This is a genomic window from Nocardia cyriacigeorgica (assembly GCF_005863245.1).
GTDB classification, from domain to species: domain Bacteria; phylum Actinomycetota; class Actinomycetes; order Mycobacteriales; family Mycobacteriaceae; genus Nocardia; species Nocardia cyriacigeorgica_C.
This window is the reverse complement of the sequence record NZ_VBUT01000005.1, coordinates 442,351-465,841: the sequence shown is the minus strand read 5'-3', so window position 1 is coordinate 465,841 and position 23,491 is coordinate 442,351. Positions and strand designations below refer to the sequence as shown.

Sequence of the window (23,491 nt, the reverse complement as noted above, 5' to 3'; positions counted from 1 at the left end):
GGTAGCAGACGCTCAGTCGGCCTGGGGCAGGGGAGTGAGGCCTGAATGGTGGGTCTGGCTATCTCGTGCACCGCGGGTAGAGGCGGAGATCAGGGCCGATCCAAGATGCTTCTGGCCATTCAACTCACGCATTGGCGATACGTAGATATGCGCATCACAACATGTATTCCCTCTCTAGAAAACCTCGCCAACACACCAACTCACTCCTAAAGATCACAAGGAAGCGGATGGCAGGCTCGCTGCGGTTGATCAGAGTCGGTCGACAGCCAAGCCGGTGCACGAGCAACGCATCAGCCGGCGATACCCCGCGCTGCGAGGGCAGTGGAGGGATGAGCGCGGACTACCGTTTATCGGCGATTACGTGACGCCGGAGGGTTCGAGTACGACCCCGCCTCAGCGTTCCTGTCCGCCGCCGGTCCGTCCGGCGCTGCTTGTCTCCGGTTCGACAGCCGGGTCCGGTGTCGTGAAGCGGCCCGAAACGAACTCCTGGGCGGCGATTTTCGCGCGGACCACCGGCTCCCGGTAGCGGGTTTCGCGACTGGCGGCCTTCCCGAGTTCGGTCGAGTCCTGACGGTAGCGCCACCGCGCCCAGGGTGCGGTGGGCCTGCTGAGCCGGATGGCGCCGACGAGCAGCAGTGGCGGGAAGAACAGACCGAGGAAGCCGGTCCAGTATTTGCCCTTGAGCAGGGTGATGGCGGCCAGGCCGTATTGGATGGTGAGGCCAGTGATGGAGGCGATCAGGGTGGCGACTTCGCCGTCGTCGGTGTATTCGTCGAAGTCGTCGGCGAGGCCGAGTGGGTGGACGCCCAGCAGGAACAGCACCGAGATGGCGAAGGCGACCATGACCGCGTCGATGCTGCTGCGGCCTTCTTCGGTCCAGTAGACGTCGCGGACGTGCAGGACGAGGGCGAATTCGTCGAGTACGAGCGCGGACCCGATGCCGAAGAAGGTGGCGAGCACGCAGTTGAGGACCGGTGTTTCGTGGGCGGCGAGGGCGACCAGCAATAGACCGGATACCAGCATGGTGACGAGTCCGAAGATCACGTGATGGATGTGCAGGCCGCCGGGGGCGACGTTGCCGGGCCACCAGGAGACTTCGGCGCGGATCATCCGGGTGCTCATCCGGATGAACAGGAACGTCAGCACGAAGGCGACCATCAGGAACAACAGCGGCAGGCGGCCGTTGTCGACGATGGTGTCGGTGAACCAGCGTGTCATGGGAGGGCTCCGGGAGTCCGCCCGGGTGTGCTGGTTCGGCCGCGGTGCATCGGTGCGGTCCCTTCCCAGGGTCGGCTCTGGCCGGTCGGGGGCGATCGGCCGCGGCCCCCTGGTTTTCGTCGTTCACTGCAAACTGTAGTTTGCTCGGCGGTGTGGTGGCTCGATTCGGCGGTCTGGTGTGCGAATTCTGCACTGGTGGATATTTCCGGTGGGCGTCGGGTGAGTCCCGGCTGGCTTGCGGACGTGTTCGCACATTTCCATGCGGGGGAATGTGGTAACGGAGCATTTCGAAATATGGGTGTATCGACTGGATCTCGATGTGGTGCAGCGGGTTTGCGGGGCTGCGGGACTTCCGGTTATGCGTCGGCTCCTCAATTGATCAGCATTCCTGTCCTTTTTATTGCCCCTGTCCGAATGGTCGCTTGGTTGATCCAACAGGCATGATCACCCGTATTGATCAACTCGAGTCGCAGGTGCGAGAATCGGGATGCCAATGATTTGCGCCGGCTGTAACAGGCCGGGTGAGCATCCGGATTTATTCGTTGTGGGGGTCCACAAGGCAACACTCGGAGTTGGTCTCAGTGCAAGCGGGCGAATCGCGGGGTCCTCGGGACCGGAAGCAATATCTGTGGGTGTTGGGGCTGATTGCCCCGGGTTGTGCGCTGCTGCCCTCACAGTTGGTGCTGCGCACCGGATCCGAAGTGTTCTGGTGGATCGGTCCGATCATCGTATTGATCGTGATCCCGATCCTCGATCTGATCGTCGGCGAGGATGGGACCAACCCTCGCGACGAGGACTACGAGGCGCTGTCGAACAACCACTATTACCGGTGGTGCACCTACATGTTCCTGCCGATCCAGTTGGTCAGCCTGGTGATTGCTTCGTCGATGTGGGCGGGCGATGAACTGAGCTTCGTCGACAAGCTGGGCTTGGGGGTGACGCTGGGGTTCGTCAGCGGTATCGGGATCAACGCGGCGCATGAGCTGGGGCATCGAGCCGAGCATCTGGAGCGTTGGCTGGCCAAGATCGCGCTGGCGCAATCGGCCTACGGCCACTTCTTCGTCGAACACAACCGCGGCCATCACGTCAGGGTGGCGACGCCGGAGGATCCGGCGAGCGCGCGGCTGGGGGAGTCGCTGTACGAGTTCCTGCCGCGCACCGTGACCGGTGGGTTCCGCTCCGCTATCGCACTCGAACGTGAGCGGTTGCAGCGGCATGGTCAGGGCTGGTGGTCACCGCACAACCACATCTTGCAGGCCTGGGCGATGACGGTGGTGTTGTTCGGTTCTTTGATCGCGGTGTTCGGTCTCTCGATCCTGCCGTGGCTGCTGTTGCAGGCGGTGATCGGCGCAGCCCTGCTCGAGACGGTCAACTATGTCGAGCACTACGGCCTGCTGCGCAGGCGCCGCCCCAACGGCCGGTTCGAGCGCTGCTCGCCGCGCGACAGCTGGAACAGTGACAGATTGGTGACCAATATCTTCCTGTTCCATTTGCAGCGCCACAGCGACCATCACGCCAACCCGGGCCGGCGCTACCAGACCTTGCGTAGTTCCAGCGAATCCCCGCAGCTGCCCGCCGGGTACGCCACCATGATCTTGTTGGCCGCGGTTCCTCCGCTGTGGCGGCGGGTGATGGATCCGCGGGTGCTCGCCCATTACGACGGGGACGTGACCCGGGCCAATATCGAACCACGCAAGCGGGAACGGATCCTGGCCGCGCATGGCGTCGGTGCGGGGAACCGTTGAGGCTCGGCCGGTGCCGCTGTCAGTACGCGAGCGGATAGTCGTCGTCGGGTAGCGGGGTGATCCAGGCTTGATCGATGCGGTCGACGGTGTCGGCGTTGTCGAAGGCTTCGCGGATGCGGGTGGTGAGTGGGGGTACCGCGGTGTCGAGTCCGGCTTCGATGTCGGTGGCGTAGGCGAGGGTGTGCTGGTCGCTGCGGTCGGCGTCGCTGCCGGTGGGGAACGGGGTCATCGCGTTACCTCCCTGCGTCCGATCGGGTGACGGGCCGAGGGCGGCCCGGAGGGTTCCGGGTCGCCCCGCGAAGAGTGACTGTGTTCGAGATGGGTTGCTGTGAGTCCGTGTCGAACAGGGGCATCACCTCACTCGTGTCGATCTCGGCTGGCCGCGGCGGCACCGCGCGATGAGGCGGTCCGCGCTGGGTCGGCTGTACGCCGGGCGGTAGGCGCCCGCGTAGCGTCGCGACGAGCGCGGGATGCGCGGGTGCGCGCGGTGGTCGCTCGGGCCGGACCCGTTGGCGGGGGTGCTGTGGTGCCTGCCAGCGGGCCAGCGCTTCGGCCACAATGGCGTCCATTTCGGCGAAGAGCCGCTCGTTGTCGGGGTCGAGCAGGAGCAACCCGGTGTCGAGCAACTCCTCGCGCGAGGTGGTTCCGATCATTGCCCTGCCTCCTCGACGGAGTGCCGGGCCGTGCCGGATCAGGCGTCGATGGCCTGACGCCGTTCGGCCCGCTCGACCGCGATCTTGCGGGGTTTGGCCTTTTCTGCGACCGGGATGGACAGGCGCAGCACGCCGTCGGTGTAGTCGGCGCGGATGTGATCGGTGTCGAGGCCCTCGCCGAGGAACAGCTGGCGGCTGAAGACGCCGCGGGAGCGTTCCGCTGCGATCATCTCGCGGTCGCCCTTCAACTCCGGACGCGTGGCGCGCACTGTCACGACATTGCGTTCGACATCGAGATCCAGCGATTCGGGGTCGATGCCGGGTAGGTCGAACTCGACCAGGAATTCGTCGCCCTCACGCCAGGCGTCCATCGGCATGACGGCCGGGCGGGCCACTGTGCCGAACACCTGCTGCGTCAGTCGGTCCAGGTCACGGAACGGATCGGTGCGCATCAGCATGGTCGCCACCTCCAGAGCACTCCATTCTGTGTAGTAGTGAGCAGATAACCTATGTCATCTGACATAGATTCTTTATAGCTCGGCGGTGAGATGAGCGCAAGGGCTTAGAATAGAAAATCTGAAAGGAATGGCAGGAGTGAGGAGAACGGATGACGCAGGAGAGTTACGAGCCTCGTCTCCCCGACTCGACGCAGGCGGTCTATGCGATCTCGGTGGCCGCCGACCTGGCCGGCATCGGGGTGCAGACCCTGCGCCTGTACGAGCGGCACGGCCTGATCACCCCGGCCCGTAGCGACGGTGGAACCCGTCGCTACAGCGGCGAAGACCTGGCGCGGCTGCATCGCATCGCGGCGCTGGCCGCCGACGGGGTGAATCTCGCGGGCATCGGCCGCATTCTCGAACTCGAAGACGCCAATGCGGCCCTGCACGCCGATCTGGCGCGGCTACGCCGTCGCAACAACGGCTGAGCCGGCGGTCAGGCCGCTCGTTCGGCCAGGGTGAGGCCGATGCGTTCGATGAAGTCGCCGATGTCTTTGGGGGAGCGTGAGGTGATCAGCGGGTAGCCATGCGTGTCGTCGAGGACGACCGAACGGTCCACCCAGTCGGCGGCGCCGGCATTGCGGATGTCGGTTTTCAGGGAGGGGAACGAGGTGAGCGTCTTGTCGGCGACGATGCCGGCCTCGACGACAAGCCAGGGTCCGTGGCAGATCGCGGCGATGGGTGTGCCGGCGGCCGCGATCCGGCGGGTGATGTCGACGGCGGCGTCGTTGAGGCGCAGCGAGTCGGCATTGACGGTGCCGCCGGGAATCAGCAGCAGGTCGTAGTCGGCGGGGTTCACCTCGTCGAGGGTGATGGTGGGTTGGACGGTGGTGCCGGGATTCTTGTCGTGCACCAGGGTCTGGATCGCGTCGCCGGATTCGGCGGCGATGTCGACCGTGGCGCCGGCGTCGCGTAGATGCTGCACGGGGACCAGGAGTTCGTCCTGCTCGACGCCGTAATTGGTGACGACCGCCAGAATGCGGCGCTGGGTGAGATCGGTGCCGGCCATGCTCACGTTCCTTCCTTTTCGATGCCCGGTGCGCGTGTTCGGTTCTCGCGTCGCGAATCGTGTGACTCGCTCCCGGCATACCCGGGTGTGCGGCGCCGACACGTCCGGGCAGTTCGTCGCGGGGTGAACGTCGGCGTATGCGGTCACTTTTCGATTACGGGGAAGTGGGTACCCCTTATTCAGGTCGAGCCGAACGCCCGCCGATTGGGGAACCGAGGAGGCCCAATGAACCAGTCGAAGCACGCTCAGACCACCACAACCGCATCGGCAGCCCGATCCGTCGGAACCGGCGCGGGGAAACACGGAGAATCTCAGGACACCTACGAGAACATCGAGCCGTGGTTCGACAAACTCGAGTCATTGGACCCCGGCGACCCGCATCGCGCGCATGTCCGCGACGAGATCATCGAACTGTGCCTGCCGCTGGCCGAGCACATCGCGCGTCGCTTCAGTGGGCGCGGTGAATCCTTCGACGATCTACAGCAGGTCGCCCGGGTGGGCTTGATCCAGGCGGTGGATCGTTTCGATCTCGGCCGGGGCAGCACGTTTCTCGCGTATGCGGTGCCCACCATGATGGGTGAGGTGCGCCGCCACTTCCGCGACCGCACCTGGGCGGTGCGGGTGCCGCGCACGATGAAGGACATCCAGTTGCGGATAGGGCCGGCCACCGAAGCGCTGTCGCAGCGGCTGGGACGGGTGCCGACCGCGCGTGAGGTCGCCGCCGAGCTCGGGGTGGAGCTGGCCCAGCTGACGCAGGCGATGGTCGCCGCGAACGGGCATACCAGCAATTCGCTGGAGTCGATCGCCCGCGATGACGATGACGCGGGCAGTGCGGTGCAGCGCAGGCTCGGCAGTGAGGAACCCTGCTACGGCCTGCTCGAGGACGCGATGGCGGTGCGACCGCTGATTGCCGCGTTACCGCGGCGGGAACGTCAGGTGCTGGTGTGGCGGTTCTATGGGTCGATGACTCAGAACCAGATCGCCGAGCGGCTCGGGGTGTCCCAGATGCAGGTGTCGCGGATCTTGTCGCGGACGCTGGCGAGCTTGCGGGAGCGGGCGCTGGCCGAACCGGCCGCTGCGTAGCTGTTGTCCGGTCCGGCTGAACGGCCGGTTCTTCTTGCCATATTTGAGACACCGATGCGTTTGTGACTGCTATCACACCCGATTGGGGCTGTGTAGACGCTTCCCGGCTGGCATCTTGCTTAGGCACGCTAACGTTCAGGACGTTGCTCGACCGGCCAGGGAGGCACCAACACCATGTCGATCGAGTCGCCGGCAGCTCGGCGCATGCAGCGCATCGCTCAGCTCTACAGCGACGATCACCAGGCGCGCGCCGCGGCGCCGGATGAGACAGTGCTCGATGCCGTGCGCACGCCCGGCATCGGCGTCGCCCAGATCGTGGCCAGTGTGCTCACCGGCTACGCCGAACGTCCGGCCCTCGGATCGCGCGCGTTCGAGATCGTGCGAGATCCGGTCACTGGGCAGCATGAACGTCGCTGGCTGGACCGCTTCGACACCATCAGCTATGCCGAGGTGGCCGATCGGGTCGACGCGGTAGCCGCCGCGTTGCGGGGCACGGCCGGAGTCGAGCCGGGCACGATGATCGCGATTCTCGGTGTGACCGGTGTCGAGGTGACCATCGTCGATCTGACCTGCGCGCGACTCGGGGCGGTGGTGGTGCCGCTGCAAGCCGGTGCGCCCGGTTCCGCGCTGGCCCGGATCGTCGCGGAGACCGAACCGCGGGTGCTGGCGTCCACACCCGAACTGCTCGACCGCGCGGTCGACTGCGCGCTGGCCTGCCCGGCGCTGCGGCGACTGGTGGTGATCGATCATGTCGCCGAGGTCGACGCGCACCGGTCCGCGCTCGCCGCGGCGCGTGAACGACTGGCCGGCACGTCGATCACGCTCGAAACCTTGGCCGAGGTGATCGAGGCCGGGCGCGATATGCCCAGGCCCGCACCGTATGTCGCCGACCCGGACACCGACCCGCTGGCGATGCTGATCTACACCTCGGGCAGCACCGGCACGCCGAAGGGTGCGATGTACACCGATCGGCTGGCCGCGGGGATCTGGTTGCAGGGCCTGGCCCGTAAGGCGGGCTCGAATCCGCCGGCGATCAGCGTGAACTACATGCCGTTGAGTCATCTGGCCGGACGGCTGGCCCTGGCCGGGGTGCTGGTGCGCGGCGGCACCGCGTTTTTCACCGCCGCTGCGGACATGTCGACGTTGTTCGACGACATCGCGCTGGTGCGGCCCACCGAGATGGTGCTGGTGCCGAGGGTCAGCGAGATGATCCACCAGCGGTATCAGAGCGAGTTGGCCGGCGGGCGGACCGATGAGCAGGTGCGGGCGCAGCTGCGTCGCGAATTGCTGGGCGGCAGGCTGATTTCGGCGTCGACCGGTAGCGCGCCGCTGGCGCCGGAGCTGAAGACGTTCATGGAGTCGCTGCTCGAGATCGAGGTGCACGACGCCTACGGGTCCACCGAGGCCGGCGGCGGGCTGGTAGTCGACAACCGGGTGCGCAGGCCGGTGGTGATCGACTACAAGCTCGTCGACGTCCCCGAACTCGGCTACCGCACCAGCGATCAGCCCCATCCCCGCGGTGAGTTGCTGCTCAAGACCACGACGATGATTCCCGGCTACTACCGGCGCCCCGATATCACCGCGCAGGTCTTCGACGCCGACGGTTTCTACCGCACCGGTGACATCGTCGCCGAGCTCGGCCCGGATCGGCTGCGCTACCTGGATCGCCGCAACAATGTGCTGAAGCTGTCCCAAGGCGAGTTCGTCGCTGTCGCGCAGCTGGAGGCGGTGTTCGCGGGCAGCCCGCTGATCCGGCAGATCTTCGTCTACGGCAGCAGTGTGCGCGCCTACCTGCTCGCGGTGGTGGTGCCGACCGAGGCCGCGCTCGCCGCGGCCGCCGATACCGAGGAGTTGACGGCGTCGATCGCGGCGTCGGTGCGTGCCGTGGCTGCCGAGGCCGGGCTGGAACCGTATGAGATTCCCCGCGAGTTCATCATCGAGACCGAGCCGTTCACCATCGAGAACGGGCTGCTGTCGGGGATCGGGAAGTTACTGCGGCCCGCGCTGGAGCGGCGGTACGGTCCGCGGCTCGAGCAGATGTATCGCGACCGCGCCGATGAGCGTTCGGCGCAGCTGCTGGCTTTGCACACCAGCGCGGGTGAGGTCGCCGTGGTGGAGACGGTGGTGCGTGCGGCGCGCGCCCTGCTCGATTGCACGGCCGAGCAATCGAGCCCGCAGGCGCATTTCGCCGATCTCGGCGGTGATTCGCTGTCGGCGCTGTCGCTGGCGAAGGTGCTCACCGAGATCTTCGGCGTCGACGTGCCGGTCAGCGTGGTGACCAGCCCGACTACCACCTTGGGTGACCTGGCCGAATACATCAGCGCCGCACGGGAATCCGATGCCGAGGTGGTGTCGTTCGCCGGTGTGCACGGCGCCGGAGCCGAACAGGTGGCGGCCGCGGACCTGACGCTGGAGAAGTTCCTCGACGCCGACACTGTGGCGGCGGCACCGGGGCTGCCGGTGGCGACCGCGACGTCGACGGTGCTGATCACCGGCGCCAACGGCTACCTCGGGCGATGGTTGTGCCTGCTGTGGTTGCAGCGGATGCGGGCCGTCGGCGGGCGGGTGCTGTGTGTGGTGCGCGCGAAGGACGCCGATGGTGCGCGGCGCAGGCTCGACGCGGCCTTCGACTCCGGCGACGACGAGTTGCTGCGCCGGTATCAGGAATTGGCCGACACTCATCTCGAGGTGATCGCCGGTGATATCAGCGCACCCCGGCTGGGTCTCGGCGAACAGGCCTGGGACGGGTTGGCGCGGCGGGTGGACCGGATCGTGCATTGCGCCGCGCTGGTGAATCATGTGCTGCCGTATGAGCAGTTGTTCGGGCCGAATGTGGTCGGCACCGCCGAGATGATCCGGCTGGCGATCACCCATCGGCTCAAGCCCGTCACTTACCTGTCGACGGTGGCGGTGGCCGCCGACGTCGATCGCGCGGTGTTCACCGAGGGTGGCGATATCCGTGCCGGTAGCCCGGTGCGGGGCAACGGCGCCGGGTACGCCACCGGCTACGGCAACAGCAAATGGGCCGGGGAAGTGCTGCTGCGCGAAGCGCACGAGCTGTGCGGGCTGCCGGTGGCGGTGTTCCGGTCCGATATGGTGCTGGCCCATCCGCGCTACCGCGGGCAACTCAACATCCCGGACATGTTCACTCGGCTGCTGATCGGGCTGGCCGCCACAGGTCTCGCGCCCGCCTCGTTCTATCGCGGCGGCCCCCGTGTCCGCGCCCACTACGACGGGTTACCCGCGGATTTCACCGCCGAGGCGATCACCGTGCTCGGCGCGGCCGTCGACACCGGCCATCACAGCTTCCACGTGGTCAACCCGCACGATGACGGGATCTCGCTGGATGTGGTGGTGGACTGGCTGATCGAGGCCGGTATCACCATCGAACGCATCGACGACTACACCGAATGGCTCACCCGTTTCGAGGCGGCGCTGCGCGCGCTGCCCGAGCCGCAGCGCAACGCCTCGGTGCTGCCGCTGTTGCACGCCTTCGCCCGGCCCGCGCCGGCGATCGCGGGTTCGGCCATCCCCGCCACCGAGTTCCGGGCCGCGGTGCGCGCCGCGGAACTCGGTCCCGATGCCGACATCCCGCACCTGAGTGCGGATCTGATCACCAAGTACGTGGGTGACCTTCGATTGCATGGGCTGATCCCCTGAGCAATCGGCGCGACCTAGGAGCCGTCCGGGGCGCGGTCGAATCGGTCGCCCGCATGCCCGGCACTGGTCCGTGCGGACGCTGTTGCCTCGTTGTCTCGCATGCTTTCCCGTGCGACGGTGGTCGACCGTGCGGTCGACCACCGAGGCGGACCGGGGTCGGTCAGGGCTGGAGCACGTAGCGTCCACTCATCCCGGCCTCGGCCGTGGCCCGGTGAGCATCGGCGGCCTGAGCCAACGGCAGGACCGCATGAACGCGGGCCGGCAGCCGCCCCGACTCTGCGAGGGTGAGCAGCTGCTCCAGTCGAGTGCGATCGGACTGAGTCAGCAGCACGTTCACCGTGATCCCGCGTTCGGGCGCAGGCGCGAGATTGGGCCGCACACCCACGAAGACACCGCCGTCGCGGACCGGGGTCAGGCCCCACACCTGCTGTGAGGTGGTGTCGACGACCGCGTCCCAGCCCGGTTCGGCCTCGGTGACGAAGTCGGCGCCGAGACCGCGCACGAACCGTTCGTCGGCGGCGCGGGCCAGACCGGTCACCGTCCAGCCGCGCTCGGGCGCGAGCGCGACCACCATGCCCAGTTCGTGGAAGAAGCCGCCGGCGACGCCGAGATCGGTGGGGTTGACGGGTGCGGCCGCGACAGCGACCTGAACCTCACCGGGGCCCGGCTCGATGACGGGAACATCGACGATCTCGATCGAGTCGGGCCCGCTCGGCGCGCGGACGACAGCTGCCCGGAATGTGTTGCTCATTTCTCGCTCCTCCATCAGTTCGGTGCTGATGGGCTCGAGACTGCTACCCGGGTTTTGGAAGGCGCTTGGAGCCGGCTTGGAGCGGCTGGTCTCCTCGAAAATCGCCGCGCTGGTGCAGCTGAGCCGCGGTCTCGTCGTGCCCGGAATTGACATTCGGGTCATTGGAGTTCCGGTAGTAATCGCACGGAAGACAACGAAGTTGCCTTGACCAGCAGCGATGTCGGGTTGCCCGGTGTCCTGTTTGCCGCCGGGTGGTGGCAGCAGGGTTGGTCGCAAGCCGGCGTCGGGTCCGGGCAGGCAGGATCCGACCCGGAACGGCTGACCGATGCCCGAAATTGTTCCGGATAGGGGGAGCGGGACGGTTCGCGGAACACCCGCGACCAGGGGCGGAGTGTTCTCGTCGTGGTGTTCCGGTGGTGGATCGACATACGGAACAGGAGGGTGGGGAGGTGCCGGCAGTCGGCTTTGACGCCTGAAGCTGCTCAGAACGGCCCTCTCACCTGGGCTAGCGCGTCTTATGCGGTGTTCTGCATGCTGCGGTCCTGATGGAGTGATTAGAATTCTGATTATGGAATCAGTCCGTGAGGGGCCGAGCTTCATCGAGTTGGCGCGGCGTCGGCAACTCGTGGATGCCGCGATCGAGACGATCGCGGAGGTGGGGCTGGCGAAGGCGTCGAACGCCGCGATAGCGGCTCGCGCGCACGTGAGCCCGGGACTGATCAACTACCACTTCGGTTCCCGGCAGGGCCTGATCGAGCAGATGCGCGCGACGATCCAGCAGCGAGTCGACGAAGCCATGGAGCCCATAGAGGCCGACGACAGCTATGTCTCGGCGCTGGAAGGAATGTTGCGGCGCTTCGCCACGTACTGCCTCGACAACCTACCGGCCATGCTCGTGTTGACGCAGTTCACACGCCACGACCAAGCAGGTGGGGCGACCGAGGACACCGAGCGGGTCAAGGGCTTGGAGGAATTGCGCTCGTTCATCACCGAAGGACAACGCTGCGGCCAATTCCGGCCAACAGACGCCCGGCTCGTCGCCTCGGTACTGATGAACGCGATGACGGATCTGCCACGGGAGATCCGCGATCGCGGCGACACCGACCGGGTGGTGTTCGAACGCGACTGGCCGTTGCTGTTCGTCAACAGCATCGCGGTGACAGAAGGGGCGAACCATCATGGTGACGGGTAGTGGCCGGTTCGGAGAGACGGCGTTGCCGGTCTCGGTGCTGTTCGTGCTGTCACCGCTGATCGGCGAAATCCTCGGGGCGGCATTTCGATTCAGCTATCTCGCCCAACCGCTGCGGGCCGCTGCGATCTTCTGCTTCTACGGCGCGGGTGTGCTGTTGGTCCGGGAAGTAGTCCAACGCCGGGGCCTCAACGGATGGGGGTTGTTGTTGCTCGCCCTCGCATTCGCCGTCCTCGAGGAAGGGCTCGGGCTACAGACGATCTTCAATCCGCAAGGCATGGACGGCGAAACCGTCTACGGGCGGGCATTCGAGGTGAACTGGCTGTGGGCGGTCGTGGTCGCCGGGTACCACGCGGTGTGGAGCATCGTCATTCCGATCGTGCTGACGCACCTGGTCTTTCCCGCCGAGCGGCACACCGCCTGGCTGTCGCGTTCGATGCTGAGCGTCTTCGCGGGTGTGTTCGCCGTCGGGTTCGCCTTGTTCGTGTTCATCTCGCTCGTTCGGTCCGACTTCCGCCTGTCCGCCGCGCAGACCATCGGCGGTGGCGCAGCGGTGATCATCCTGGTGTGGTCGGCCGGCAGGTGCCGGCGACCGTGGGCCACCACCTCGACGAAGCGGTGCCCCAAACCTGCGACCGTCGGCTGGGTCGGATTCGGTGCGGGACTGGCGTGGCTGATGCTGTATCTGGTCGCCTTCATCGGCAGCCCGGCACCGTTCGTGGTGTGGACGCTCGCCGCACTGGTATTCGCCGCCGCCCTCGCCGGGATCATGCGCCGATGGGTGGCGAGACCGGGCTGGAGTCGACGGCATCAACTGAACGGCTGTCTCGGCGCCGTGCTGGCGTTGTGGCTGTTCGGCCTCTTCCTCGTCGCCAACGGTGGAAGGACCGACGACATCGCGTTCCACTTCGTCGTTCTCGCCGCCGTGACCGTCGGCTACCTGTGGCTTCGCAGACGAACCCACCCTGCGGCAGTAGCTGATCCTCAGCCCAGCCACCTGGCCTGACCCATACCGCGAACAACATACAGGTGGCCCAACACCCTTCAGCGAGGTCAAGACAGGGTGTCGCGGACAGCGGCCGGTTAACTCTGGCGCCGCCGTACCGCCGGCGAACCGAACCGAGCGAACGCGGTCACCGCCACGATGGCGACGACGCCGACGACAACGATCAAGGTCGGTTCCATTCGTCCCGCCTACAGCGAGAACTGAAGTGGCCTGCCCCGACACGCCGTACCCGGTCGAATGCGAAAACCCCCGGCTCACCCTGCGAACAGGGCGAGCCGGGGACCACCCCTTCGATCAGACCTGCGCCAGAACCGCCTTACGCGGCTCGCCTTCGCCGGCCTCCGACTTCGGGATCATCGCGGTGGCGATCAGACCCAGCAGGACGAAACCTGCCGCGAGGTAGCCGCCCAGTTCGATGCCGTCGGTCATTGCGACCTGGCCGATCTCGGCGATCGGCTGGGTCTGCGGCTGCGCCGCATACCCTTCGATCGCCGCACCCGCGCTGTTGGTGATCGTATCGGCGTGTTCTTCGGCCTGGACCGAGGACATGCCATCCGCGGTCAGGTGTTCGGTGATCTGCGATCCCAGCGTGGTGAAGAACACCGTGGTCAGGACCGCGATCCCGAGGGCGGAACCGAGCTGACGGAACGCACTCTGGATGCCGGATGCCTGGCCGTTGTCGTTCTCGGGAACATCCGCGAGCACCACGTTGGTGACCTGAGCCGTCGCGAATCCGACACCGACGCCGTACAGCATCAGGACCAGGGCCGGCGCCCACCACGAGCTGTCCGGCGAGGCGATCAACGCGAGCAACCCGAGACCGACGACCTCGAAGGCCAAGCCGAGGCGAACCAGGTTCACCGGCGAGACGTTCTTGTCGGCCAGGCCGAAGCTGGCGCCACTGGCGATGAAGCTACCGATGGCGATCGGCACCAAGGCCAGGCCCGACTGCACCGCGCTGTAGCCGAGGGTGAACTGCAGCCACAGCGGCAGTACCGCGACGATGCCGAACTCGCCGAGTCCGATGATCAAGGTGGCGATGTTGCCGTTGCGGAACGACGCGAGCTTGAACAAGCCCAGGTCCATCAGCGCCTTGTCGGCGTCACCGGCACGACGCAGCAGCACCTGCCGCCCGACGAACGCCGCGAGCGCGACAACGCTCACCACGAGCGCGACCAGGACCGGCGACGGCCCGCTGTCCCAGCTGAAACCGCCGATTTCCAGCGGCTTCTTGGTCGTGATCCAGCCGTAGGTGCGGCCCTCGATCAGCCCGAAAGCGAGCAAGCCGAGGCCCAGGATCGACAGCGCCGAACCGATGACGTCCAGACGCCCCGGCACCTTCGGCGAACGCTCCATGCACAGCATCACACCGACGACGATCACCACCGCCAGCGGCACATTGATGCCGAACGCCCAACGCCACGACACGTGCTCGGCGAGCCAGCCACCCAGCAGCGGGCCCAGCGCGGCAGCCGCGCCGATCGTGGAACCCCAGACGGCGAACGCCTGACCGCGAGCCTTACCGGTGAACGTGGCGTTGAGCAGCGCCAGCGAGGTCGGCAGGATCATCGCCGCACCCGCACCCTGCAGGAACCGTGCTCGGCGACGCGCCCGACCACCAACAGCAGCGCCGCGAACACGATCGCGTAGGACTCCTGAATCCACTGCGCCTCAGTCGAACCCGTGTTCAGATCCTCGATGATCGACGGGATGATCACGTTCACGATCGTGGTGTCCACCACGATCAGTGCGACGCCGAGAGCGATTGCGAGCAAACCGAGCCATTGCAACAGAGAGGGCTTCGCCTCCGGCTGCGTCTGGTCCGTTGTCGTCTCGTTCACAGCAGCTCCTTCCATGGTGGAATAATTCCACGGCGAAAGTACGTGTGGGGGCCGTAAGTTGTCAAACGTTGGCGCCGGCACCACTCCGGCGGGCAGAAATGGGAGGTCCACGACGATGAACGGCTCAGCAGCTCGGCAACAGGACCAGGTGACCGAACGGCTGCGCGCCTACGGGGCGACGTATCGCGAGTTCAGCCGGCGATTCGCCGCGTTCCTGGGATTGCACTCCACCGACGCCGAAGCGCTGATCGAGATCCTGTCCGCCGAGGAGCACGGCGAGCTGCTGTCACCGGCGCGACTGAGTGAACGCATCGGGTTGTCCAACCCCGCCACCACCGCGCTGCTGAACCGCTTGGAGGTGGCCGGGCACGTCGTGCGCACCCGCGAAAACCGCGATCGGCGCATCGTCACCCTGCGCAGCAGCCCCGAAGTCCACACACTCGCCGATGACTTCTTCGGCCCCCTCGGCGAACAAGTCGGCGCCGTCATGGCCCGGTATTCGAGCGATCAACTCGAACAGTTCGACACCTTCCTCGCCGAACTCCTCACCGCGATGCACACCCAACTCGACCAGCCCACGCCACCTGGCACCGGGTCGTGACCACCCGACATCGCGATCCGACGCCCGCCATCACGGGAGTCGAGTTCATCGTGGACCCCAGATGCCGATCACTGATCCGCCGCACCTGCTCAGCCGATCGGTGACATCGACGCCGGGCCGCCCGCGAGTGCCTCGAGCCGCGGCTCTGGGCGCACCAACGGCCGCGCAGCCGCGAATCAGCGCCAGATAGCGGCGATTTCGGCCGCGCGGGCGAAGTGTGCGGCGGCTTCATCGGTGCGGCCGAGGAAGTGGGCGAGTTCGCCGAGAGTGTGGGCGACCGGGCGCACGGCCAGTGACAGGCTTTCGGCGCCGGCGGGGGGACCGTCCCGGTGGGGGAGCAGGTCGGTGTAGATCTGCTCGGCGGCGTCGCGGTCGCCGATAGCGACGGTTGCCATGGCGCGCAGGCTGGTCAGGAAGGTGAAGAAGAAGTCGGGCCGGATCGGGATGGGTGCGGTGCGGGTGCGGCGTGCCTCGTCGGTGTGGCCGGCGGCGTGCAGGGAGAGGGTGAGTAGGTCGGCGGCGATCGGGCCGAGCGCCTTGTGCAGATCACGGATGTCGTCGAGGTGGTCGCCGAGGGTGCCTGCGTTGAGCCAGGTCGCGGCGAGCGCGAGCCGCAAAAACCCTGTGGCGTGCACGGATCCGGCGCGTTCGAGGCGTTCGGTGGCTTCGAGGTAGAGGCGTTCGGCGTCGGCGAAGCGGCCTGCGATGAGCACCAGCGACGCCTGTGCGATCTCGCAGGCACCGATCGCCTCCGGCATCCGGTAGGCGCGGGCGAGGTCGAGCGCTTGGCTGATCAGCTCACGCATGGTTGCCGGGTCGTTGGCCGCCGCGGCATTGGCGGCGAGGTTGAGCAGACCGGTCACCCGGTAGACGGGCAGGTCGTGCTCGATGCCGATCTGCACCAGCTCACGGGAGTACTCCTGCCGTCCTGAGTCGCGGGCGAGGACCAGCAGCGCCCCGGCCCGCAGACGTGGTGAGGCGGCGAGGGCGAGCGCTTCCTGCCCGGCGGCCATGACCGTCGGGTCTGCCTCGCCGACCAGTTCGTGGGTGTAGGCGATGAGCAGATGGGCTCGCACCTCGGGGTCGAGGTCGGTGCGCTCGAGCAGACGGCCGAGGCGTTCGACGATGGGACGGTCGACCGTGCCGTAGGTGCGGGCCAGCCAGGGGGTGGGTTCGGTCCAGGCGGTGAACGCCGCGATCATCAGATCGTCTCGGCCCAGCGACTCGGCGTAGGTCACCGCGCGTTCGCGGGTCTGGCGGGCCGCGGCGACGTCACCGGCTCTGACCTGCGCGCGCAGCAGCCTGCCGAGCAGGTCGATGCGTTCGCCCGGGCCGACGGCGAGGGCGGCGGCGTCGGTGAGCAGTGTGGCCGCCACGTCATGGGCGTAGCGGGCCTCGGCCAGTTCGGCGGCGCGCACGCAATAGGCGACCGCCTCGGGTGCACCGGCGCGCGTGTAGTGGTGGGCGAGCGCGGCGACGTCACCGGTGCCTTCCAGGGCGGCGGCGATGCGGGCGTGCATCCTGGTGACCCGCACCCGGCTGACGTCGGTGATCAGGGTGTCTCTGACCAGTGCGTGCACGAACCGGACGCGGCCGGGGCCCGGTTCTTCGAGCAACCCGGCGATGACGCCGGCGTCGAGGGCGTCCAGGACGCCGTCCTCGTCGGTGTCGGCGGCCTTGACCAGCACGTCCACCGCGCATTCCCGACCGGCCACCGCGGCCAGCCGCAGCACGGACACGCCGCTTTCGGGTAGCCGTGCCAGCCTGCGCCGCAGGACATCCCGCACCCCTTCGGGGACCTCGGACAGTGCGATGAGGGCGCCCTCGCCGTTGAGCAGGCGCGCGCTTTCGCGCACATAGAACGGGTTGCCGCCGGTGCGTTCGGCGATCCCGGTGACGGTCGCCTCGTCGGCGGCGCATTCGGCGCGCACCAGTTCGGCGACGGCGGCGCGGTCGAGTCCGGGCAGCTCCAGCCGCAGTGGCGCGGCGCGGGCCAGGGCGGCCAGAGTTGCGGTGAGGCGTTGGTTTTCGTCGGCGCGGTAGGCGGCCACGACCAGGATCGGGGCCCGCACGTCGACGCAGCCGCCGAGTAGTTCCAGCGTGGCGGCGTCGGCCCAGTGCAGGTCGTCGACGATGACGGCGACCGGACGCTCGGCGGCGGCCGCGGCCAGCCACGCCCACACCGCCTGCCGCAGCCGGAACCGCCCGGCCGCCGCGTCACCGCTGACCGCAGCCGCGTCCGACAGCAGTGGCTCGAGATCATCGGCGAACTCGCCTGCGGGGATGCTCGCCGCCACGGTGCGCACGATCTCGACCCACGCCCATGCGGGCGGGGCGCTGTCGAGGTCGGGGCAGCGTCCGGCGGCCACGAGCCACCCGTCGTGTTCGAGCCGGGCGCCCACCTGGTCGAGCAGTGTCGATTTGCCGAGCCCTGCTTCGCCGGTGAGGAGTGCGACGTGCGCACCGGCGGCCTCGGCTTGTGCGGCGGCGGCCCGGAGCGCCGATAGTTCGGTGTCCCGGCCGACGAACGCCGGCGCGTCACGCTCATCGGCTACCGGTGGCAGTGCGGTCGGCGGGGACGCTTCGTCGCGGGACGAGGGCCCGGTTTCGCCCCGGGGCGGGCGTGTCTTTGCGGGGGACGGGTCTACGTCGGGATGGGACGGGCTCGTGTCTGCGGGGAGCGGGCCGGGTTCGGCGGGCAATGGGCTGGTGTCTGCCCGGGGCGCGGCGACGGCCGCACGCAGGACGTCGGTGCGCTGGGTGAGGATCGCTTCTTCCAGCGCCACCAGGTCGGGGCCGGGGTCGAGGCCGAGTTCGTCGGCGAAGATCGCGCGGGCGCGGCGCAGACCGGCCAGCGCCTCGGCCTGACGGCCGCTGCTCCACAGCGCGAGGGCGTACAGACGCCAGCCCTCTTCGCGCAACGGGTGTTCGCGGGTGAGGCTCTCCGCGTCCGGGGCGACCGCCGCGGGATCGCCGAGCCGCAGCCGGGCCGCGATTCGCAGTTCGCGGGCGACCAGGCGCAGCTCGTCGAGCCGGGCGATCTCGGTGACGGCCCACGGTTCGTCGGCGAACTCGGCGAACGCCGGGCCCTGCCACAACGCCAGCGCCTGGTCCAGGTCGGCTCGGACCGCGCGGGGATCGGTGAGTGTGCGGGCCCGGTCGAGTAGCTCCTCGAACCGCCAGGCGTCCACCGCTGTCTGCGGCAGTCGCAGCGCGTAGCCGGGGGCGGCGCTCACCAGCAGGCGGGCCGGAGTCCGTGGCGGGCGGCCGGGTTCGAGCAGGCGACGCAGGTTGGAGATGTAGGCCTGCAACGAGGCCAGCGCACGCGCGGGCGCTTCACCGCGCCACAGGTCCTCGACCAGTCGGTCCACCGGCACGACCTGCCCGCGCGCGGCCACCAGTAAGGCGAGCACGCCGCGCTGGCGCGGGCCGCCGAGGGGAATGGGTGCACCGTCGGCCTCGGCCGCGAACGAACCCAACACCCGGATGAAGACCATGACCCGCCACATCGTACGCAACGGTCGTGGCCGGCGTTCCAAGTCGGCTCCTGGTGGCTTCCAAACCCGCACAAGCAGTCTCGAACAGACCGATCAACCGGTCGCCACCCGGCGGAATCGTCCCGCCACCGCATCGAGGAGAACAATCATGACCAGGTATCGCCTGACCACCGTGCTTGCCGTGCTCTGCGCCGCCGCACCCCTGTACTTCGGGCTGAACTTCCTGTTCGCGCCCGGCATCGCCCCCACCGGCTTCGGCATCGAACCGTGGCCGACCGGCAACGCCGACGGCTACTTCATCGTCAAGGGTGTGCGCGACCTCGCCGTCGCCGCCGTCACCTTCCTGCTGCTCGGCCTGGGGCAGCGGCGGGTGCTGGGCTGGGCCGTGCTGATCAACGCCCTCATTCCGGCCGGCGACGCCCTGGCCGTCGTGACCCACGGCGGCAGTGTGGCAACGGCACTGATCGTGCATGTCTCCGCGATGACGATCGTGCTGCTCACGGCGGCACTGCTGTTGACCGAGCGCCCGCGGAGCACCGAACCCGTCTCCGCGAGCCTGCCTGCGCGCGGCCGCGCCACGCATGCCCTGGTCGGCTCCTGATTCCGTCCGACAACCACGCGCAACGATCGAACGGCAGGAACACATGAGCGTCGACACCCAGGACATGAAAATCGTGCACCGCGTCTTCCGGCGCGAGTCGCGGTTGCTGATGGAGCTCGTCGCGGCCGTCACCCCGGGCGACACCCGGCGCGCCGCGGTACTCGCCGGCCATTTCCGCGACTACCGGCTGGGACTGAAGAACCACCACGGAGGCGAGGACGAGCTGCTGTGGCCGCCGCTGCTGTCGCGAGTCGATCTTGGCACCGAGGTCATCCTGCGCATGCAGCGCCAGCACGAGCGCATCGAAGCCACCTTGGCGAGCTTGGATGCCGCGGTCCCGGCGTGGGAGGCAGGCGCCGGAGCCGATGAACGCGACACCGTGGTCGCGGTGCTCGCCGATCACCGGGCGGTGCTGCTCGAACACCTCGACGACGAAGAGAACACACTGCTGCCGCTCGCGGCCGACCACATCAGCGAAACCGAATGGGCTTCCCTCGGTGAGCATCTGGTGGCCAACACACCGAAACTCACCTTGCTGACGCTGTTCGGGCTCGTCCTCGAAGACGCCGACCCGGCCGAACGTGCCCTGCTGCTCGGGGTGCTGCCCGCACCGGTGCGCGTCCTCTGGCATGTGATCGGTCGTCCCCGCTACGTGCGCCATATCCGTCGCGTGCGTGCGGGCGCGCGGCCCGCGCAGCGATGACCTCGGCGGCCACCGGATGAGATGCGCCGCCGGTGGTCGCGCGGGAAAGACTGTCCGCCACGCGATTCCGAGTTCAGCGGTCGTCGCGACCCATCGCAGGGTTGCGGCGACCGCGCGCGGCGCGTCGGCCGAAGGGAGTGCTGGCGTCGAACTGGGTTGCGGGGCAGTGGGCTCGGGCGAGCACGCCAGTGCGGGTGCGTTTGCGGCGGGTACCTCCGCTACGAGGCCGGCGGCGTGGTGCTCGCCGTCCCGCTGTCAGCGGGAGCTACGGCAGCTCGCCGCAAACGTCCTCACCCGCGCGGCTCGACCAGGTCGATCACAGAACCTCCTCAGGTGTGGACGCGGCACCCTCGGCCTGGGCGCGCGAAAGCTGCACGGCCGCAACACACATCACCACCACCGACACCAGCACCACCACCAGCCCCGCCGTTCCCGTGTTCAGTTCCTCCTCGAGGACGGTCAGGCCGAGGAACATCGCCGCGAGCGGTTCGGCCACGGTGAACGCAGGCAGCGACGCCGACAGCGCACCGATCTGATACGCGCGCTGTTGCAGATACAACCCCAGCAGGCCGGACCCGACCATCGTGTAGGGCTCCCAGCTGGTCACCGCGGCCCCGATGCCGTCGCCGAACAGTTCGACCACATGCTGGGTCACCGCCGCCGACACACCGAACAACAGGCCCGCCGCCGCACCCAGCAGCATCGCCCGCACCCCGCGGCTGCCTACGACGACCGCGGCCCCCACCGCCGCGACGACCAGCCCGAGCACCAGTGTCAGCGGCCCGAGCCAGTGCGACCACGGCGCGTCCCGCACTCCTGGCTCCGGATCGCCCACCACCAGGAAACACGCCAGCGCCACGGACAAGGCGATGGCCTGCGCCCACGCCGCGCGGGTCACGGGGACGTGGTTGTAGCGGGCGGCCAGCGGCAACGCGAAGATCAACGACGTCACCAGGATGGGCTGCACGACCAGCACCGACCCCAAGGCCAGCGCCACGATCTGGAAGACGAACGCGCCGCCGTCCCCGACGATCCCCGCCCACCAGCGCGGACTGCGTGCCAACCCGGCCAGGAAAGCCTCGCCCTCCGGCACGTCGGCTGCCGCCCGCTGCTGCGCCACCGCCGCCACCGCGAACCCGAGCGCGGCAACGAACGCGCACACCACCGCGGCGACCGGGACATTGCTCACCCGCATCAGTGTGCCGCCTACGGCAGCAGGCGCGGTGGACCGACGCGATACCGTTGACGACACCGCCGGGTTGCCCGGGGCCGCCAACGTACGCGATCAGGGCAATCGCCCGCACCGGCTGTACCTGCCCTTCTTCGAGCCTCCGGCCGAGGTGATCGGCGTCGCCGGGGAGGTACCAGGTGCCCGGCCCCGACGTGCACGGCGCCGCGCCTGCGGCCGCGTTCGCGAAGCCCCAGGCTCGGTGACACCTACGCCTGTGGCGGCGGCTGAGCCCGGACGGGGTTACCCAGCCGGCCGATGACGACCGAGTGCGGATGAGGGTGCCTGAGCTGTCAGGTCCGCGGACGGCAGACATCGGGCGGCTAGCTTCGCCGCCGTGGCAGCTCAGGGCAATATCGCCGGGCGGACTCACCAACGCTGGGCTGCCATCGAATTCGGGCCCGTTCTGTGACGACGATCAGGAGTCACGCTCGATCACCGGCTGTCCGCCGGAAATCTCGACGATCGGCAAACGCAAGGCGGCAGGGGCGGTGGCGGGCACTACGGGCGCGGCAGGCGGGATCGGGGCCAGCCGCCGATACGGTGCGCCGAGTTCGGGCCGCGGATCCTGTTCACCTTTGTTGGGCCACAGCGCGATCGCGCGTTCGGCCTGGGCGGTGATGGTCAGCGACGGGTTGACCCCGAGGTTGGCCGAAATGGTGGAGCCGTCGATGACGTGCAGGCCCGGATGGCCGTAGAGGCGGTGATAGGCGTCGACGACACCGGTGGCGGGGGAGTCGCCGATGGCGCAGCCGCCGATGAAATGGCCGGTCGCCGGGATGTTGACGATGCTGCTGGTGGCGCCGGTGGGGAAGCCGTCGATCTTGCCGGCGACGCGTTCGGCGACCTCGTGGCCGATCGGGATCCAGGTCGGATTGGGTTGGCCCTCGCCCTGTTTGGTGGTCATCTTGCGGCCGAACACGCCGCGGGTGGTGTAGGTGGTGATGGAGTTGTCCACCGACTGCATCACCAGCAGCCCGATCATCTGCTCCGACCAGCGGTGCGGATTGTGCATGTGCAGCAGGTCGCGGCGGTCGCGGCGCAGTTGGCGCAGCCATTGCCGCCAGCGCGGGTTGACGCCGTCGTCGCCGACCATCGCGGTGGTGATCAAAGCCAGCGCGTTGCTGCCTTTGCCGTAGCGCACGGGTTCGATATGGGTGTGCTCGTCGGGGTGAATCGAGGAGGTGATGGCGACGCCCTTGGTGAAATCGGCGTCGCGGCGGCGGCTGCGCACCGACAGCAGTTCCTCGGAGTTCGTGCGCGACAGATAGCCCAGCCGCGGCGAGATGTTGGGCAGCGAGCCGCGATCACGCAGCCGGTGCAGCAGTTTCTGGGTGCCGAGCGCGGCCGCGGAGAACACCACCTGTTCGGCGGTGAAGACGCGCTCGTTCTTGCGGACCCAGCGGCCGGTGCGGTGGGTGCGCACCGTGTAGCCGCCGCCTGGTCGGGGCCGTACATCCACCACGGTGGTCAGCGGATGCACGCGCGCGCCCGCCCGCTCGGCCAGATACAGGTAGTTCTTGACGAGGGTGTTCTTGGCGTTGTGGCGGCAGCCGGTCATGCATTCGCCGCAGTGGGTGCAGGTGCGTCGCGTCGGGCCGACACCACCGAAGAACGGGTCGGGCACCTCCTGGCCCGGCCGTGCTCCCGCACCGCCGAACAGCACACCCACCGGGGTCTGGCGGTAGGTGTCGCCGACGCCGAGTTCGTCGGCGACCTCACGCAGGATCCGGTCGCTGGGGGTGGTGGCCGGGTTGGTGGTGACACCGAGCATGCGTTTGGCCTGGTCGTAATGCGGGGCCAGCTCGGCGCGCCAGTCGGTGATCGACGCCCACTGCTTGTCGGCATAGAACGCCGCCGGCGGTTCATAGAGGGTGTTGGCGTAGACCAGCGATCCGCCGCCCACACCCGCACCGCTCATGATGAAGGTGTTCTTCAGCAACGTCAGCCGCTGGATGCCGAAGCATCCCAGCCGCGGCGCCCACAGGAATTGCCGTGCCCGCCAGGATGTTTCGGCGAACTCGTCGTCGGCGAAGCGGCGCCCGGCTTCGAGCACCCCGACCCGGTAGCCCTTCTCGGTCAGCCGGAGCGCGGACACACTGCCGCCGAAGCCCGAACCGATCACCAGCACGTCGTAGTCGAACGCCATCTGCCTGTGTCCTCCATCACCGTTGACCTGTTGGTCGAGCGTAGAGCGGTGCGCGACGCT

Annotated in this window: 19 protein-coding genes; 9 read left to right on the top strand and 10 right to left on the bottom strand. The window is 68.1% G+C overall.

The genetic code is table 11. The features are described from left to right. Positions 1-393: 393 nt before the first annotated feature. On the bottom strand, positions 394-1,218 hold the full coding sequence (locus FEK34_RS15320; RefSeq protein ID WP_138448529.1) for a hypothetical protein: 825 nt from the start codon (positions 1,216-1,218) through the stop codon (positions 394-396). A gap of 632 nt (positions 1,219-1,850) precedes the next feature. On the opposite strand from FEK34_RS15320, the gene FEK34_RS15315 reads away from it, so the two are divergent. Next, positions 1,851-2,963 carry an alkane 1-monooxygenase gene (locus FEK34_RS15315; protein ID WP_349292431.1) on the top strand — a complete coding sequence of 371 codons (1,113 nt, stop codon included), beginning with the start codon at positions 1,851-1,853 and terminating at the stop codon, positions 2,961-2,963. Between the two features lie 19 nt (positions 2,964-2,982). On the opposite strand, the gene FEK34_RS15310 is transcribed toward FEK34_RS15315, so the two are convergent. Together FEK34_RS15310 and FEK34_RS15305 are read right to left on the bottom strand one after the other, a co-directional pair. Continuing rightward, complete coding sequence (locus FEK34_RS15310; protein WP_138448527.1) at positions 2,983-3,192, bottom strand: hypothetical protein; 210 nt, start codon at positions 3,190-3,192, stop codon at positions 2,983-2,985. Between the two features lie 462 nt (positions 3,193-3,654). Then, complete coding sequence (locus FEK34_RS15305) at positions 3,655-4,074, bottom strand: Hsp20/alpha crystallin family protein (protein WP_130916557.1); 420 nt, start codon at positions 4,072-4,074, stop codon at positions 3,655-3,657. Between the two features lie 149 nt (positions 4,075-4,223). Between FEK34_RS15305 and FEK34_RS15300 the strand changes: the two genes are divergently transcribed. Continuing rightward, positions 4,224-4,541 carry a MerR family transcriptional regulator gene (locus FEK34_RS15300; protein WP_138448526.1) on the top strand — a complete coding sequence of 106 codons (318 nt, stop codon included), beginning with the start codon at positions 4,224-4,226 and terminating at the stop codon, positions 4,539-4,541. Between the two features lie 8 nt (positions 4,542-4,549). Here the strand turns inward: FEK34_RS15300 and FEK34_RS15295 are convergent, their stop codons facing one another. Continuing rightward, the gene (locus FEK34_RS15295) at positions 4,550-5,122 is read right to left on the bottom strand and encodes a type 1 glutamine amidotransferase domain-containing protein (RefSeq protein WP_138448525.1); all 573 of its coding nucleotides are present in this window, start codon (positions 5,120-5,122) and stop codon (positions 4,550-4,552) included. Positions 5,123-5,482: 360 nt separating this feature from the next. Between FEK34_RS15295 and FEK34_RS15290 the strand changes: the two genes are divergently transcribed. Both FEK34_RS15290 and car read left to right on the top strand, forming a co-directional pair. Beyond that, positions 5,483-6,205, top strand: a complete 723-nt coding sequence (locus FEK34_RS15290; protein WP_138448610.1) for an RNA polymerase sigma factor SigF — start codon at positions 5,483-5,485, stop codon at positions 6,203-6,205. 174 nt (positions 6,206-6,379) lie between these two features. After that, complete coding sequence (gene car, locus FEK34_RS15285; RefSeq protein WP_138448524.1) at positions 6,380-9,865, top strand: carboxylic acid reductase; 3,486 nt, start codon at positions 6,380-6,382, stop codon at positions 9,863-9,865. A 160-nt stretch (positions 9,866-10,025) separates the two neighbouring features. Here the strand turns inward: car and FEK34_RS15280 are convergent, their stop codons facing one another. Next, a complete protein-coding gene (locus tag FEK34_RS15280) occupies positions 10,026-10,616 on the bottom strand; it encodes a zinc-binding dehydrogenase (protein WP_138448523.1) in 591 nt (196 codons plus the stop codon). 568 nt (positions 10,617-11,184) lie between these two features. Between FEK34_RS15280 and FEK34_RS15275 the strand changes: the two genes are divergently transcribed. Both FEK34_RS15275 and FEK34_RS15270 read left to right on the top strand, forming a co-directional pair. After that, on the top strand, positions 11,185-11,808 hold the full coding sequence (locus FEK34_RS15275) for a TetR/AcrR family transcriptional regulator (RefSeq protein ID WP_171048227.1): 624 nt from the start codon (positions 11,185-11,187) through the stop codon (positions 11,806-11,808). Then, positions 11,795-12,811: a hypothetical protein gene (locus FEK34_RS15270; RefSeq protein WP_138448521.1), complete on the top strand. Its 1,017-nt coding sequence runs from the start codon at positions 11,795-11,797 to the stop codon at positions 12,809-12,811. Before FEK34_RS15275 ends, FEK34_RS15270 begins: the two co-directional genes overlap by 14 nt. A 294-nt stretch (positions 12,812-13,105) precedes the next feature. Here the strand turns inward: FEK34_RS15270 and FEK34_RS15265 are convergent, their stop codons facing one another. Continuing rightward, on the bottom strand, positions 13,106-14,380 hold the full coding sequence (locus FEK34_RS15265; protein WP_249359213.1) for an MFS transporter: 1,275 nt from the start codon (positions 14,378-14,380) through the stop codon (positions 13,106-13,108). Further along, entirely contained in the window at positions 14,377-14,652 is a 276-nt protein-coding gene (locus tag FEK34_RS30800; protein WP_249359210.1) for an MFS transporter, read from the bottom strand. The genes FEK34_RS15265 and FEK34_RS30800 overlap by 4 nt, the downstream gene beginning before the upstream one ends. 115 nt (positions 14,653-14,767) lie before the next feature. Between FEK34_RS30800 and FEK34_RS15260 the strand changes: the two genes are divergently transcribed. Beyond that, a complete protein-coding gene (locus tag FEK34_RS15260; protein ID WP_138448520.1) occupies positions 14,768-15,253 on the top strand; it encodes a MarR family winged helix-turn-helix transcriptional regulator in 486 nt (161 codons plus the stop codon). 176 nt (positions 15,254-15,429) lie between these two features. Here FEK34_RS15260 and FEK34_RS15255 read toward each other — a convergent pair whose 3' ends face one another. Further along, positions 15,430-18,750 (bottom strand): BTAD domain-containing putative transcriptional regulator, encoded by a 3,321-nt coding sequence (locus tag FEK34_RS15255; RefSeq protein ID WP_138448519.1) that lies wholly within the window; start codon positions 18,748-18,750, stop codon positions 15,430-15,432. A 148-nt stretch (positions 18,751-18,898) separates the two neighbouring features. Here FEK34_RS15255 and FEK34_RS15250 point away from each other — a divergent pair, with 148 nt between their 5' ends. After that, positions 18,899-19,351, top strand: a complete 453-nt coding sequence (locus tag FEK34_RS15250; protein WP_138448518.1) for a DUF4267 domain-containing protein — start codon at positions 18,899-18,901, stop codon at positions 19,349-19,351. 43 nt (positions 19,352-19,394) lie between these two features. Continuing rightward, positions 19,395-20,054 (top strand): hemerythrin domain-containing protein, encoded by a 660-nt coding sequence (locus tag FEK34_RS15245; protein ID WP_138448517.1) that lies wholly within the window; start codon positions 19,395-19,397, stop codon positions 20,052-20,054. Between the two features lie 316 nt (positions 20,055-20,370). On the opposite strand, the gene FEK34_RS15240 is transcribed toward FEK34_RS15245, so the two are convergent. Both FEK34_RS15240 and FEK34_RS15235 read right to left on the bottom strand, forming a co-directional pair. Further along, a complete protein-coding gene (locus FEK34_RS15240; protein ID WP_138448516.1) occupies positions 20,371-21,249 on the bottom strand; it encodes a DMT family transporter in 879 nt (292 codons plus the stop codon). Positions 21,250-21,700: 451 nt separating this feature from the next. Continuing rightward, entirely contained in the window at positions 21,701-23,431 is a 1,731-nt protein-coding gene (locus FEK34_RS15235) for an FAD-dependent oxidoreductase (RefSeq protein WP_138448515.1), read from the bottom strand. Positions 23,432-23,491 lie beyond the last annotated feature (60 nt).

Bases quoted from the DNA above. Each gene is read 5' to 3' on its own strand.
- FEK34_RS15320 (WP_138448529.1), bottom strand. From the start codon at position 1,218: ATGACACGCTGGTTCACCGACACCATCGTCGACAACGGCCGCCTGCCG.
- FEK34_RS15310 (WP_138448527.1), bottom strand. From the start codon at position 3,192: ATGACCCCGTTCCCCACCGGCAGCGACGCCGACCGCAGCGACCAGCAC.
- FEK34_RS15305 (WP_130916557.1), bottom strand. From the start codon at position 4,074: ATGCTGATGCGCACCGATCCGTTCCGTGACCTGGACCGACTGACGCAG.
- FEK34_RS15300 (WP_138448526.1), top strand. From the start codon at position 4,224: ATGACGCAGGAGAGTTACGAGCCTCGTCTCCCCGACTCGACGCAGGCG.
- FEK34_RS15295 (WP_138448525.1), bottom strand. From the start codon at position 5,122: ATGGCCGGCACCGATCTCACCCAGCGCCGCATTCTGGCGGTCGTCACC.
- car (WP_138448524.1), top strand. From the start codon at position 6,380: ATGTCGATCGAGTCGCCGGCAGCTCGGCGCATGCAGCGCATCGCTCAG.
- FEK34_RS15280 (WP_138448523.1), bottom strand. From the start codon at position 10,616: ATGAGCAACACATTCCGGGCAGCTGTCGTCCGCGCGCCGAGCGGGCCC.
- FEK34_RS15275 (WP_171048227.1), top strand. From the start codon at position 11,185: ATGGAATCAGTCCGTGAGGGGCCGAGCTTCATCGAGTTGGCGCGGCGT.
- FEK34_RS15270 (WP_138448521.1), top strand. From the start codon at position 11,795: ATGGTGACGGGTAGTGGCCGGTTCGGAGAGACGGCGTTGCCGGTCTCG.
- FEK34_RS15265 (WP_249359213.1), bottom strand. From the start codon at position 14,380: ATGATCCTGCCGACCTCGCTGGCGCTGCTCAACGCCACGTTCACCGGT.
- FEK34_RS15260 (WP_138448520.1), top strand. From the start codon at position 14,768: ATGAACGGCTCAGCAGCTCGGCAACAGGACCAGGTGACCGAACGGCTG.
- FEK34_RS15255 (WP_138448519.1), bottom strand. From the start codon at position 18,750: ATGGTCTTCATCCGGGTGTTGGGTTCGTTCGCGGCCGAGGCCGACGGT.
- FEK34_RS15250 (WP_138448518.1), top strand. From the start codon at position 18,899: ATGACCAGGTATCGCCTGACCACCGTGCTTGCCGTGCTCTGCGCCGCC.
- FEK34_RS15245 (WP_138448517.1), top strand. From the start codon at position 19,395: ATGAGCGTCGACACCCAGGACATGAAAATCGTGCACCGCGTCTTCCGG.
- FEK34_RS15240 (WP_138448516.1), bottom strand. From the start codon at position 21,249: ATGCGGGTGAGCAATGTCCCGGTCGCCGCGGTGGTGTGCGCGTTCGTT.
- FEK34_RS15235 (WP_138448515.1), bottom strand. From the start codon at position 23,431: ATGGCGTTCGACTACGACGTGCTGGTGATCGGTTCGGGCTTCGGCGGC.